The sequence below is a fragment of the Ensifer sp. ENS02 genome (assembly GCF_014851885.1).
Classification (GTDB): Bacteria; Pseudomonadota; Alphaproteobacteria; order Rhizobiales; family Rhizobiaceae; genus Ensifer; species Ensifer adhaerens.
Genome location: NZ_JACVAO010000013.1, coordinates 192,307 through 204,476 on the forward strand (window position 1 = coordinate 192,307; position 12,170 = coordinate 204,476).

Consider the following 12,170-nt stretch of genomic DNA (forward strand, 5'->3'; position numbering starts at 1 on the left):
CGCCGGAGCCTGCCTTGACCCATCCCCCCATGCCAGACGCCTCAACCGCAACGGGCGAACGCCCTGACGATCGACTGTCGCGGCTGCGCCTCGATCTCTATTCGAGCGAGCAGCTTTACCGGCAGCTCTATCGGGCGCTGCGCGCCGCGATCCTGAGCGGCGACTTTTCCGAAGGTGAAGCCATTCCCTCGGAGAACCAGTTGCGCGACCAGTTCGGCATTGCCCGCACGACTGTGCGCAATGCGATGGCGCTTCTGGTTTCAGAGGGGCTGGTCCAGCAGGTTCGCGGCCGCGGCACAATCGTCTCGCACCGGCCGATCAGCCACAACATCTGGAACTTCGGCAGCTTCACGGAGCTTGCCCGAAAACAGGGCCAGCGCCCGGTGACGCAGGTGCTGGAGCACCGGGCAGACAACGGCCAACTCGTGCTGGTGCGCGCCCGCGGGCTTGCCAACGGCGACAGCGTGACATGGCTGAACGTCGACACGTCCGAGCTCGATCTCGCCCTTTATCCCGGGCTTGATCGATACGACTTCGCGTCGCAATCCCTCTACGAGGTGTTGCGCCGCGACTATGACCGTCACCCCCTGCGTTCGGAACTGCTGTTGACCGTCGTGCCGGCTTCCGATCGCCTGCGGGAGGTCTTTGCCCCGGCGCAGGACGTGCCGGGCTACCTTTGCGCCAGCGGGGATGTGCTCGACGCGGACGACCGGTTGGTCGAGCGCACGTCGATCGTCTACTCGCCGGCAGTCCAGATGAAATTTGCAACGCGCTGGGGCCGCGAGACCGCGCCGCACGGCGTGCAGGAGACATGACATGAGCCGCTTCGGCGACACCTTTACCATCCAAAAACCGATCCTCGGCATGCTGCACCTTGCCGGTGACGGCGCTCAGGCCAAGCTTGCCCAGGCCGAAGAGGAAGCCCGCATCATGGCCGGCGAAGGCGTCGATGGGCTGGTTGTCGAGAACTATTTCGGCGATGCCGAGGATGTCGAACGGGTGCTAGAGCGGATCTTCCACCTCGACCTCGGAACGCGCATCGGTGTCAACGTCTTGCGCGATGACTCCCGCGCCTTCGCGCTCGCGCGGACCTATCCGGTCGCGTTCATCCAGGTGGATTCCGTCGCTGGCCACCTGCCGCCCGAAGCAGACGTCCCCTTTGCGACCGAACTTCAGACCCGCCGCGACGGTGTGACGGCCCTGCTCCTCGGTGGTGTCCGGTTCAAGTACCAGCCGGTCCTATCAGGCCGGCTGGAGGAGGAAGACGTGCGCATCGGTGCGTCGCGCTGCGACGGGCTGGTCGTCACGTCGGACGCGACCGGCCAGCCGACCGACTTGGAGAAGGTGGCGCGATTCCGCGCGGCGACCGGTGGCGAGACGCCGCTCCTGATCGGCGCCGGCCTCACCGAAGCCAACGCCACCGAGCAATTGGCTCAGGCCGACGGCGCCGTCGTCGGCAGCTGGTTCAAGCACGATCACAAGGACACCGGCCGGGTCGAGGCCGCCCATGTCGCAGGCTTGATGCGTGTCGTGCGCGCGATCAGGAGCGCGGCATGAACGCCGTCCACGCCCGGCCGGTGACCCCGGACAATTTTTCCCGCTACGGCCGGGTGTACGACCTGACCGGTGACACGGACGGCAAGGTCGTCTGGACTGCCGGCGACGGCTGGAACGACGGCTTTACGAAAACGCCGTTGATCGACGGCCGCGGTCATCTCGGCTTCACCCGTGGCGGACAAGCGCCCTGGGACTGCCGCGCGATGGAGCGGCACCCGCTGACCGAAGAGGCGATCTTCTGTCTCGCTGAACCGGTTGTCCTTGCGGTTGCGCCGGCGTCGGATGGCGAAGCACCTGATCGCGACGAGATCGAAGCCTTCGTCGTCGCGCCCGGGCAGGCTGTCGTCATGGATCGCAATGTCTGGCACGATGCCTGCCGCGGCGTTTCCGGCCCCGCACCCTATTACTGGATGGCCGTCTGCGGCCTCGGCGAAAGCCCATGGGTAGCAGTCTCGGGCGGTCCGATAAAGGTGTCGGCGGCAGCGGGCACGGGACTAACCTTATGACCGCATTCTTCATTGGCGATGTCGCCCTCGACGAATACTACACCGCCGACCGCTGGCCCGGCCGCGCCGACAAGGGCATGGTCAAGGAGCTTCCGGCAGAAGCCGGCGGCTCCATCGCCAACGCCGCCGTCGTGCACGCCGGTCTTGGCGGCGATACGCAGTTCATATCGCTACTCAACGACAGCCCATTGTCCGAGCGCCTGATCGCCGATCTCAGGCAAAATGGCGTCGGCGTCGATCACATGCTGATCGATCCCGCCATTCCGGAATCGCGCAACTTCATCTTCCTCGTCGAGGGCGAGCACATCGTGCTCACCGTCGAGATGGGCGAGCAGCCGATGTGGCTTTCAGGCGCCAGCCTGAAGGCATTGCGCCAGCCGGGTTACCTCTACACCACGCTCTATCGCGTCCGCCGTCTGCACGCCAAGACGCAAAACGGCGTTCTGAAGCAAGCCGATCTCCTCAGGGACCTGCATTCCAACGGGCGCCGGGCGATCTTCGATCTCGACGTCGGCGGCTGCACGCCCGAGGACATGCCCTATCTGACCGGCGCGGCTGTCGTCATCTTCAACCAGATCGGTTTCCACACCGCTTTCGGCCACGACGACATCAACCTCATCGGCGACTGGATGCGAGAGCACCAAATCGACCGAGTTGTGCGGACGCTGGCCGCCGAGGGCGCGGAGGCTCGCAACCATGAAACGGTCTTGCGCGTGCCCGGCTTTACCTTGAAAGTCGTCGACGTGACTGGTGCCGGCGACACCTTTGGTGGAACGCTTACCTGGTGCCTGTCGCAGGACCAGAGCTTCGAGGAGGCGCTCGACTTCGCAGTCGCGGCCGCTTCGCGCGCCGTCACCATCCATGGCCCGCGCGCAGGCAAGGCGACACCCGAAGATGTCCTTGCCTGGCGACGGCGGCACCGCCACCAGGATCGCTGAACTGGCCTCATCGGACGCACACGAACCGCAGGCCCTGCGGTTCTCCCGAACCATGACAAACACAAGCGTTTGGCCGATCACGGGGCGCACCTACCCGGATTTACCGTCGCCGTTTGCATCGATCACGACGCGCACCGGCCCACCGTCTGGTCGTGCGGCATCGGCGGGAGGCCGGGCGCAGAAGGCCATCGAAGGTAGCACGCGGCGATCGAGCCGCAGGACACTCCTCGAGCCCGTTGGTGTGTCAGCTTTGCGATATCAGTTTGCTCGAAGGGCTGCGGCGATGGTCGCATATATCGTTTCGACCTCGTCCTTGCCGATCGTCAGAGGCGGCGACAAGACGATCGTGTTTGCGACCGGACGAATGAGCACGCCGCGTTCGAAGCAGAATTCATAGACCTTCTTGGCGAGTGTCTTGCCGACGGCGGCGTTTTCGCCAAGCTCGATGCCCGCAAGCAGACCGAGGTTGCGAATGTCGACGACACCGGGCAGCCCCTTCAGGCTGTGCGCACATTGCTCCCAGTGCGGTTCGAGCCCCGCTGCCCGCTCGAAAATCCCCTCGGAAACATAAACGTCCAACGCCGCCAATCCGGCGGCGGCCGCCAGCGGATGGCCGGAATAGGTATAACCGTGGGAGAGTTCGACCGTACCTGGTGCCGCCTTTGAGGTAATCGCATCGTAGATGCGATCGCTGGCAATGACGCCGCCCATCGGAACCGCGCCATTGGTCATGCCCTTTGCCACCATCAGTAGATCGGGCTTTACCGAAAAGCGGTCGGCCGCGAAAGCATGGCCGAGCCGACCGAAACCGGTGACGACCTCGTCGAAGATCAACAGGATGCCGTGGCGCGTGCAGAGTTCGCGCAGCCGCTCGAGATAGCCGACCGGCGGAACGAGAACACCGGTCGATCCCGCGACCGGCTCAACGATGACGGCAGCAATCGTCGATGCATCGTAGGTCGCGATCATCTGCTCAAGCGCATCGGCCAGCTCTGCCCCGTGCGGCGGCTGACCGCGGCTGAAGGCGTTCTTCGCCGGATCATGCGTGTGCGGCAAATGCACCGTGCCGGGCAAGAGCATGCCGAACTGCTTCTTGTGCGGGCCCATGCCCGCAGCCGACAGGCCGCCGAAACCGACGCCGTGATAACCGCGCTGACGCCCGACGATGCGCTGGCGCTGCCCTTCACCCCTCGCATGATGGTAGGCAAGCGCGATCTTGAGCGCGGTATCGGCCGCTTCCGAGCCGGAATTGGTGAAGAACACGCGGTTCATGCCTTCTGGCGCAATCGACGTTAGCCGGTTGGCATATTCGAAGACCAGCGGATGCCCGAGGCCGAACGAGGATGCGAAGTCCAGCCGCGCCGCCTGTTTCTGGATCGCCTCCACGATGCGCGGATGGCCATGGCCAACGTTGACGCACCAAAGCCCGGCGATAGCGTCCAGCAGGCGGTGGCCGCCGCTGGTGAAGTAGTAGAGCCCTTCGGCACGGGAGATGAATTCAGCATTCGCCTTGAAGTCCCGGTTGGCCGTAAATGGCATCCAGTAGGCATCAAGGTTGTTCGGGCCGGGCGTGGTGAGCGTATCCATGGCATGTGGACCTTCTGTGAATGGGCAGGGCGCGCGCGAGGCGACGGCGACCAAGGTTCAAGCGGCAATTTCGTCGCGATAGGTCGGGTAGCTCTTGAAGCTCGGATTGTCGGCCGGCAGCACCGCGAGTTCCATTTCACCTGCCGCCGGCCGCATCACGATGGTCGCGACTGTCGCCGAGACATGGCCGCGGGACGAACGATGCGGCGGACGGCAGACGGCGTAGGGATAACCAAACTTGTCAGAAAGCGCGGCTTTGACCTCGGCGACGCCGATCTTGTCGGACTTTTCGAGAATGCGGCGAACGCGCCAGTCGCGGTAAAAACTGTCCGACCAGCTTGAATGAGCCTGCTCACGCAATTTCAGAAGCGCCGTTTGGCTCTGCCAATGGTTGGCATGCACGATGAGATCGTTTTCCGGATAGATGTTGAACGCTTCGTCCGGTGCGCATTCGAAGCTGACGGCAAAGCCATCCTTGTGGCTCACGATGATGTTGTTCGACGCCGACTTCCTCGTTCCGGCCACGGCACGCATGGCCATCGCCAGATGTTCCTGTTGCAGGACCATGCGCCGGATGAGTGCTAGCGGCACGCCGTCGCCGGCAAAGTCGCGGTCGCTCTCGAGATAATTTGCCGTGACGGCGATGCCCTTGTCGTTCATGCCGCTGCGTGCAAGGCCACCGGCCTCCGTGAACGTCTGATAGGACGGACCTTCATCCGGCTTGACGCGCAAGACGATCGCCGTCTCCGCGCATTCTGCCATCCAGTCCCAGTTCTGCGCGTGCACGAGCTCTCCCGTGGCGCTGCGCTCAGGCAGGACAACGACACCGGTGCAGCCGTCGCCCGAATGCTCAGCCCTCGCAGCCTGGGTCCTTCGTGCCCTCGCAAGGATCTCAGTACGGGCATTGATGAGGACGACGTGCTCGAACGGCAAGTCCGCACCTTCGGAGATACCCTTCATCTCCACCACGAAGTTTGGGTCGAATGCCTCGATGAGCGGTACATAGCCGGCAACGATCGACTTCAGGTCGTCGGCCAAGACCCCGAGCGTCGCAAGCCGACCAGCATACAGTTCGACGCTGCGACGCACACGGTCCTTCGCCTGCTGCCCATACTGACGCCCGCGCTCGAGCGGAGTTCCTGAGATCGAAACGAACGGAAACGGTGCGGCGGTCATCTGTCTTCTCTTTCACTCTACGTTGCTTTTTGTATCGTTAAAATGCACTATCACAAGGAATTGTCCAGAGGAAATCGAACAGCTATGTCAGAAGCGCAACCCAAAGACCGACCAGACCCTGGAGCCAGTTGATGAGCACGGAAAGCAGCCCGAGCGCGTTGCAGATCGACATTGCCCGGCAGATCCTGCTTCAGGCACAAAAAGAAGGCTGGCGGGCAGGTCATCCGATTGTCGAGAAGACCCTGGCAACAATGTTTGGCGTATCGCGCACACCGATGCGGGCCGCTCTCGAAATCCTTGCGACCAAGGATCTCGTGCGCCTCATCCCCAACAAAGGCTTTGTCGCCGCCACCGATCTCGGCAACGGCACCTACATCGAGACATTCAGTGAGAGCGAAACGGAGCGCCTCAAGCAGCAGATCCTGCGCGACCGCTCTGTCGGCACCATTCCGCAGGAAGTGTCGGAAAATGAGCTGACGGAACGCTACGGCATTGCGCGCGGGACGATCCGCAAGGCGTTGACGCAATTATCCTCCCAGGGCCTCATTCACCGCCAGCGCGGCCACGGATGGGCGTTCGTCGATTCGCTCGACAGCGCAGAAAGCCTGGCCGAAAGCTATCGTTTTCGCATCGCGATCGAGCTTGCAGGCCTTGCCGAGCCGAACTACCGCGCCGATCCGGATGCGCTCAAGGCCCTCATTGCCGAACATGAAAGCATGTTCGACCAGATCAATGCCGCCGGCAGCATCAGCCGCGACAGCTGGTTAAAACTGAACGCCTCCTTCCACGAGACACTCGCCACCTGGTCCGGCAACCGCTTCATCCTGCAATCCGTGCGCATGCAGAACGACCTCAGACTGCTGCGCGAGTCCTCGGTATTCGATCGGCTCCGGCCCGAGCGCATGGAGAGGTCGCTGAAGGAGCACATCCAGATCCTCCGGTATATTGGCTCCGGCGAGATCGAATTCGCCCAGCTTGCGCTGCGGCGCCACCTTGAATCGACGCTGCAGAAAGTCGAGGACCGGATCCGCAGCGAAAGATAACGCCTGCCGAGAGCGCATTTACCCCCCCTTTTGGGGAGGCCGACAAGGTTTGCGATTTTTCGTATTGCATTATGATCAAACAAAAGGCACAGTTCGCTCAACCGGAAAACCGGACAGACCACAAAGAGGAGAACTGAGGTGAACCGTAGACAGAGACTGGCCGCGTCGGCCGCAGCACTAGCGCTGACCTTGGCCTGCGGCCCGGCCGCAGCAGAAACGCTGAAAATCGCACTCAATGCCGACATCCGCAGCCTTGATCCGGGCGTCAACCGAGACGCCAACAGCGACGCCGTCGTGTTGCACATAGTCGAGGGTCTCGTTGCATATAGCGAGGACGCCTCGGTAAAGCCGCTGCTTGCCAAGGAGGTCGCTGTCTCGGACGACGACCTGACCTACACGTTTAAGCTCAGGGATGGCGTCAAGTTCCATAATGGCAATGTGCTGACTTCGGCCGACGTCGTCTGGAACTGGAACCGCTACATGGACGAAGCCACAAAATGGCGATGCCGCAACGACTTTGCCGCGGGCGGCGCCGCCCATGTCGTATCGGTCACGGCACCCGACGACAAAACCGTCGTCTTCAAGCTCGAAAAGCCGAACGCCCTCTTTCAGGCAACGCTTGCCAGAACCGACTGCGGCATGACCGGCATACTCGACAAATCATCGTTTAACGCCGACGGCTCGTTCAACGTGCCTGTCGGCACCGGTCCCTTCCGGTACAAAGAATGGCGTAAGGGCGAATTCATCGACCTCGAAGCCTTTGCCGACTACGCGGTACGCAGCGAAGAAAAGCGGGACGGCTACACCGGCGCCAAGCGTCCGCTTGTCGAGGCCGTCCGCTTCGCCGTCATTCCCGACCGCTCCTCCGCCAAGGCTGCGTTGCTCAATGGCGACATCGATATCGTACCGGACGTTCCCTATGCCGATGTCGAGGAGTTCAAGCAGAACGCCGATACCGCCGTTTCGCTGGCGACCAATCCCGGCATCGTCGCGCTCCTGTTGCAGACGCGCGATCCGCTGCTCAAGGACATGCGCATCCGCAAGGCCATCGCCATGGCTCTTGACACCAAGACCATGGTCGAGGGAATTACGCTCGGTCTCGGCAAGGCCAACAACTCGCTGATACCGCCGACCTCAAAGTACCACTCCCCAGCCCAGACCCAGGGCTACAGCTACGATCCCGAGGCGGCAAAGGCGCTGCTGCAGGAAGCCGGTTACAACGGCCAGCCGATCAAACTCATCGCCAATACGCGCTACTCCAACACCTACGATGCGGCAATCGTGGCACAGGCAATGCTGCAGCAGGTCGGAATAACCGCGGAACTCGAAGTGCTGGAGTGGGCGGCACAACTCGACCGATATCAGAGCGGCAACTATACGGCGATGGTGTTTCCCTATTCGGGACGCTACGACCCCGCACTGACCATGGACTCCGTCATGGGCAACAAGGACAAGGAGCCGCGCAAGGTCTGGGACGATCCGGACGCGCAGGCCATGCTCGCCGACGCCGTGCGTTATTCCGACCCGGCCAAGCGCCAGGAGCTTTTCGACAAGCTACATGCGCGCTTCCTGGAAACCGTGCCCTTCATCATGCTCTATAACGGGCTCGAGGCTTCGGCCTACCAGAAACACGTCCAGAACTACGCGGCCTCGATCTTCTCCATGCCGAGGGCGTGGGAAGTCACGATCGCCGAGTAAGAGAGTTCGCTCGAGATGCTGCGCTTCATCCTTTCGCGGATAGGAATGGCCGTTCCGACGGTTTTCCTCGTCGCCGTCGTCGTCTTCTTCCTGATACGCCTTGTTCCGGGCGACCCGGCAGCATTGCTGCTCGGCGACATGGCGTCGCCGGAAAGTGTCGCTGCCTTGCGCTCGGACCTTGGACTCGACAAGAACATCCTGACGCAGTTTGCGATCTGGCTGACCAGCGTCCTGCAGGGCGATTTCGGGACGTCGATCACTACGAAGGAGCCGGTGGCCCATCTCATCATCGAGCGTTTCAAGGTCAGCGCCGGCATCGTCCTCGTTGCCGTCGCCCTTGCCTCGCTGGTCGCCGTTCCGGCCGGCTTCATCGCCGCCCTCCGCCAGAACTCCAGACTTGATTTGACCCTTGTGTCGATCGCCGCGTTGCTTCTGTCGATCCCGACCTTCTGGCTCGGTCTCGTCATCCTGCTCATCTTCGGCCTCAAGCTCGGATGGTTGCCGGTGGTCGGCTACGTCTCCGTCGCCGAAGACCCGAGCCGCGGGCTGCTCTATGTGCTGATGCCGATCCTCACGCTCTTCCTGCACGAGATCGGCGTGCTTCTGCGCATGGCCCGCGCCTCGGCGCTCGAAGTTCTCAGGCTCGACTACATCACTCATGCGCGCGCCAAGGGCCTGCCCGAGCGAACGGTGCTGTGGCGCCATGTGTTCCCCAACGCCTTTGCGCCGACGCTGACGCTGATCGGCCTGGTGCTTGGCAACATGCTTGGCGGTATCGCCGTCGTCGAAACCGTGTTCACGATCCCGGGTCTCGGGCGGCTCCTCGTCGATGCGATCTTCGGCCGCGACTATCCGGTCATTCAGGGATGCCTGCTCTTCATCGCGGTCATCTACGTGCTGGTCAACCTGATCGTCGACCTGTGCTACCCGCTCTTTGATCCGCGAGTGAAAATCACATGAAGACCCTTTCTGCCAATGCGCTGGTTGGCGGCCTGTTCGTCGGCGCCTTCGTGATCGTCGCCTGCCTGGGCTCCGTCTGGACGCCCTATGATCCGATGGCGCTCGACATGAAGGCACGCCTCGCCGGCCCCTCGGCCCGGCATCTGCTCGGCGCCGACGAATTCGGACGCGACGTGCTTTCCCGCTTGATGCTCGGCGCGTCGGCGAGCGGCATCGTCAGCCTTGCCACGGTCGCGATCGCAACTGTGCTCGGCACCGCGCTTGGCGCCATCTCAGGCTATGTCGGCGGTTGGACCGATCGGGTGCTCGTCGCCGTCACCAATGCCCTGCTCGCCTTTCCTGGCATCCTGCTTGCGCTTGGGCTGCTTGCGATCTTCGGCGCCAACAAATTCGGCATCGTGCTGGCGCTTGGCATTGCCTACACGCCGTCCGTAGCAAGGATCGTTCGGGGCACAGTGCTTTCGTTGCGGGAGAAGGAATTCATTGACGCCTCCCGGATTGCAGGCGATTCCGAAATCTACACGCTGCTGCGCCATATCCTGCCGAATTGCATCGCGCCGCTGACGGTCCTGACAACGTCGATGTTCGGGTGGACACTTTTATCTGAAAGCGCGCTTTCCTTCCTCGGCCTCGGCGTGCCGCCACCGGCCCCGACGTGGGGCAACATGCTGGCCGCTGCCCGCCCCTACCTCGCCCAGGCGACCTGGCTCGCAATCTTTCCGGGCCTTTGCATCTCCGTTGCGTTGCTCGGGATCAATCTGTTTGGCGATGCGCTGCGGGATAGGCTCGACCCGAAAATGAGAGGCACGCAATGACCCAGCTACCACTCCTGACCGTCGAGCAACTCGTGCTCGGCACCTCGGCTGCGATGGCACCACCCGTCGTCGATTGCGTCAGCCTCACTCTTCGCGCTGGCGAACGCATTGGCATCGTCGGCGAATCCGGTTCGGGCAAGTCGATGTTGATGCGCGCTGTCATCGGCCTTCTGCCGCCCGGGATCGTCAGGCGCGGGGGCTGCGTCCGGTTTGCCGGCCGCGATATGAGCGGGCTTGCGCCGGACGACCTGCGTAAGCTGCGCGGCAAGAGCATCGGGCTCATCTTCCAGGAGCCGATGACCTCGCTCAATCCGGCGCTCACCATCGGCCGCCAGATGGAGGAAGGTCTGGCGCTGCACACGACAATGGACGCGTCAGCGCGTCAAAGCGCAATCCTGGCGATGCTGAAACGTGTCGGCATTGCCGATCCGGACGCAGCCGTCCGTGCCTTCCCGCATGAGTTTTCCGGTGGCATGCGGCAGCGCATCATGATTGCCTCCGTCATGCTGCTCGAACCGGCGCTCTTGATCGCGGACGAGCCGACGACCGCACTCGACGCCGTCGTGCAACGTGACGTGCTGGAATTGCTGCATGCGCTGGTCGAAGAGAAAGGCACCGCGATGGTGCTGATCAGCCACGACATGGCGATGGTGGCGCAATATACCGATCGCGTGCTGGTCATGCAGAAGGGTGTCTGCGTCGAGGAAGGGACAACGGCCGAACTCCTCCGCATGCCGCGGCACGACTACACCCGGAAACTTCTTTCGGCCCTGCCGCGCCGCGCGCCGGCGCGTGCAGTCGCACCGAATGCTCCGCTCGCCAGCGTCAGAAATATGAAGCTTGCCTACGGCAGCGGCACGGGCGCAAAGCCTGTCTTGCATGGCATCGATCTCGATATCCATCCTGGAGAGATCGTCGCGCTGGTCGGGGGGTCCGGCTCCGGGAAGACGACGCTTGGCCGCATCATCGCCGGGCTGCTGCAACCGGATGAGGGCACGCTTACCTTCCGCGGACAGGTGGTCAATCGCAAGAGCAGCGGCTTCGCCGACTACCGCGCCAATTGCCAGATGGTGTTTCAGGATCCCTACTCTTCGCTCAATCCGCGCATGCGGATCCGCGACATCGTGGCAGCGCCGCTCCGGCACGAAAAATCGATGCGCGCCGCAGACCGCCGTGCGCGGGTCGATGAGGTGCTCGCCGAAGTGGGTCTCGCTCCGCAATTCGCGGAGCGGTTTCCGCATCAACTCTCCGGTGGGCAAAGGCAACGTGCCGCCATCGCCCGCGCGCTTGCTCGCCGGCCCGACCTTGTCATCGCCGACGAGGCGGTCTCAGCGCTCGACCTGACCGTAAAGGCCCAGATCCTCACCCTTTTGAGCAAACTGCAGCGAGAACAAGGTTTTGCATGCCTCTTCATCTCCCATGACCTGGGCGTCGTAGAGCAGATCGCCGATAGAGTTGTGGTCATGCACAAGGGCGTTATCGAAGAACAGGGCAGCCGCGACGAGATCTTCGACCGCCCATCCTCGGCCTATACGCGCAAGCTCCTGTCTGCCGTACCGATGCTGACCCCGGCGGCCGGCGGAGGCATCGATCTCGTCTGGCGCGCCGCTTGACGGGAGCTGCTCACGCCACAAAAACTTAAGTCGTCGCGCCTGGCGCCTTCGGCTTGGGACCCGTTGGCCGCATCGCTTTCCAGTCAAGGCCGCCTGGCCAGGCGGCCTGTTCCCCATTGACCTGATCCTACGGCATCGCGCTCAAAGCGGCGAACTTCATTCAGTAAAGGGTTTCCCATGGCTCACTACCCAGACATCCTGCTTCATATCGACGGCGCCTGGCGGCCGGCGCGTTCCGGCAAGACCATTCCCGTCATCGACCCGGCCAACGAGGAAA

The 12,170-nt window shown here is 62.9% G+C and carries 11 protein-coding genes; 9 read left to right on the top strand and 2 right to left on the bottom strand.

From position 1 onward, the window contains the following. Positions 1-14: 14 nt before the first annotated feature. The 4 genes from IB262_RS26105 to IB262_RS26120 are packed head-to-tail and all read left to right on the top strand — an operon-like array spanning position 15 to position 3,001. Positions 15-815: a GntR family transcriptional regulator gene (locus IB262_RS26105; protein ID WP_127890328.1), complete on the top strand. Its 801-nt coding sequence runs from the start codon at positions 15-17 to the stop codon at positions 813-815. 1 nt (position 816) lies between these two features. Continuing rightward, complete coding sequence (locus tag IB262_RS26110) at positions 817-1,557, top strand: BtpA/SgcQ family protein (RefSeq protein ID WP_112985996.1); 741 nt, start codon at positions 817-819, stop codon at positions 1,555-1,557. Next, positions 1,554-2,063, top strand: a complete 510-nt coding sequence (locus IB262_RS26115) for an ureidoglycolate lyase (RefSeq protein ID WP_192493980.1) — start codon at positions 1,554-1,556, stop codon at positions 2,061-2,063. The genes IB262_RS26110 and IB262_RS26115 overlap by 4 nt, the downstream gene beginning before the upstream one ends. Next, the gene (locus tag IB262_RS26120; protein ID WP_192493981.1) at positions 2,060-3,001 is read left to right on the top strand and encodes a carbohydrate kinase family protein; all 942 of its coding nucleotides are present in this window, start codon (positions 2,060-2,062) and stop codon (positions 2,999-3,001) included. The genes IB262_RS26115 and IB262_RS26120 overlap by 4 nt, the downstream gene beginning before the upstream one ends. A 258-nt stretch (positions 3,002-3,259) precedes the next feature. Here IB262_RS26120 and IB262_RS26125 read toward each other — a convergent pair whose 3' ends face one another. Together IB262_RS26125 and IB262_RS26130 are read right to left on the bottom strand one after the other, a co-directional pair. Beyond that, a complete protein-coding gene (locus tag IB262_RS26125) occupies positions 3,260-4,588 on the bottom strand; it encodes an aminotransferase class III-fold pyridoxal phosphate-dependent enzyme (protein WP_060582122.1) in 1,329 nt (442 codons plus the stop codon). 57 nt (positions 4,589-4,645) lie between these two features. Next, positions 4,646-5,764 carry a C45 family peptidase gene (locus IB262_RS26130; protein ID WP_034803335.1) on the bottom strand — a complete coding sequence of 373 codons (1,119 nt, stop codon included), beginning with the start codon at positions 5,762-5,764 and terminating at the stop codon, positions 4,646-4,648. 131 nt (positions 5,765-5,895) lie between these two features. Between IB262_RS26130 and IB262_RS26135 the strand changes: the two genes are divergently transcribed. The 5 genes from IB262_RS26135 to IB262_RS26155 all read left to right on the top strand — a co-directional run bounded on the left by IB262_RS26135 (position 5,896) and on the right by IB262_RS26155 (position 11,893). Continuing rightward, the gene (locus IB262_RS26135; RefSeq protein WP_060582123.1) at positions 5,896-6,807 is read left to right on the top strand and encodes a GntR family transcriptional regulator; all 912 of its coding nucleotides are present in this window, start codon (positions 5,896-5,898) and stop codon (positions 6,805-6,807) included. A 138-nt stretch (positions 6,808-6,945) separates the two neighbouring features. Continuing rightward, the gene (locus IB262_RS26140) at positions 6,946-8,505 is read left to right on the top strand and encodes an ABC transporter substrate-binding protein (protein ID WP_192493982.1); all 1,560 of its coding nucleotides are present in this window, start codon (positions 6,946-6,948) and stop codon (positions 8,503-8,505) included. A 15-nt stretch (positions 8,506-8,520) separates the two neighbouring features. Further along, positions 8,521-9,465 carry an ABC transporter permease gene (locus tag IB262_RS26145; RefSeq protein ID WP_060582125.1) on the top strand — a complete coding sequence of 315 codons (945 nt, stop codon included), beginning with the start codon at positions 8,521-8,523 and terminating at the stop codon, positions 9,463-9,465. Continuing rightward, the gene (locus tag IB262_RS26150; RefSeq protein WP_192493983.1) at positions 9,462-10,280 is read left to right on the top strand and encodes an ABC transporter permease; all 819 of its coding nucleotides are present in this window, start codon (positions 9,462-9,464) and stop codon (positions 10,278-10,280) included. Before IB262_RS26145 ends, IB262_RS26150 begins: the two co-directional genes overlap by 4 nt. Positions 10,281-10,333: 53 nt before the next feature. Then, complete coding sequence (locus IB262_RS26155; protein WP_246802725.1) at positions 10,334-11,893, top strand: ABC transporter ATP-binding protein; 1,560 nt, start codon at positions 10,334-10,336, stop codon at positions 11,891-11,893. Positions 11,894-12,170: the final 277 nt, after the last annotated feature.

Bases quoted from the DNA above. Each gene is read 5' to 3' on its own strand.
- IB262_RS26120 (WP_192493981.1), top strand. From the start codon at position 2,060: ATGACCGCATTCTTCATTGGCGATGTCGCCCTCGACGAATACTACACC.
- IB262_RS26155 (WP_246802725.1), top strand. From the start codon at position 10,334: ATGGCACCACCCGTCGTCGATTGCGTCAGCCTCACTCTTCGCGCTGGC.
- IB262_RS26125 (WP_060582122.1), bottom strand. From the start codon at position 4,588: ATGGATACGCTCACCACGCCCGGCCCGAACAACCTTGATGCCTACTGG.
- IB262_RS26115 (WP_192493980.1), top strand. From the start codon at position 1,554: ATGAACGCCGTCCACGCCCGGCCGGTGACCCCGGACAATTTTTCCCGC.
- IB262_RS26145 (WP_060582125.1), top strand. From the start codon at position 8,521: ATGCTGCGCTTCATCCTTTCGCGGATAGGAATGGCCGTTCCGACGGTT.
- IB262_RS26130 (WP_034803335.1), bottom strand. From the start codon at position 5,764: ATGACCGCCGCACCGTTTCCGTTCGTTTCGATCTCAGGAACTCCGCTC.
- IB262_RS26150 (WP_192493983.1), top strand. From the start codon at position 9,462: ATGAAGACCCTTTCTGCCAATGCGCTGGTTGGCGGCCTGTTCGTCGGC.
- IB262_RS26110 (WP_112985996.1), top strand. From the start codon at position 817: ATGAGCCGCTTCGGCGACACCTTTACCATCCAAAAACCGATCCTCGGC.
- IB262_RS26135 (WP_060582123.1), top strand. From the start codon at position 5,896: ATGAGCACGGAAAGCAGCCCGAGCGCGTTGCAGATCGACATTGCCCGG.